Raw genomic sequence first — 583 nt, forward strand, 5'->3', positions numbered from 1 at the left:
ACCTCACGCAGGCCCGCGACGGCATGCCGGGCGAGGGCCACGTGTTCGCGAGCTTCGACGACGCCCTGCGCGCCTATGACTGCCGCGCCGAGGCCGGCGTCGACCTGCAGGCCAAGGTCCAGGTCCGCGTCTCCGAGGCCGAGGCCAACGTCGAGCTCGAGGACGGCACCAAGCTGTTCCGCGTCAAGATTGGCAAGAACGAGGTCGTGGACTACGACGTGACCGGCACCAAGACCGCTCGCTTCGAGACCACCATCGGCCGCATCATCTTCAACCGTCAGTGCCTGCCCACGGACTACGAGTTCATTAACTACAAGATGGTTAAGGGCGACATCGCCAAGCTCGTCTCCGACTGCTGCGATCGTTACCCCGAGGCCGAGGTCGCCCCGATCCTCGACGCCATCAAGTACTCCGGTTTCCACTACGCCACCACCTCCGGCCTCACCATCTCGGTGTGGGATGCTCTGATCCCTGACGACAAGTGGCAGGTTCTCGACCGTGCCCAGAGCAACGTCGACCAGATCAACGCGTACTTCGAGGAGGGCTTCCTCAACGAGACCGAGCGCCACATCGAGGTCGTCAA

General features: G+C 63.6%; 1 pseudogene. It reads left to right on the top strand.

Going from position 1 to position 583, the window contains the following annotated elements:
• Positions 1 to 583 (top strand): annotated as a pseudogene (locus tag ACT8II_RS04630) (DNA-directed RNA polymerase subunit beta'); the annotation flags it as partial.

Source organism: Collinsella sp., assembly GCF_052346665.1.
GTDB lineage: Bacteria > Actinomycetota > Coriobacteriia > Coriobacteriales > Coriobacteriaceae > Collinsella.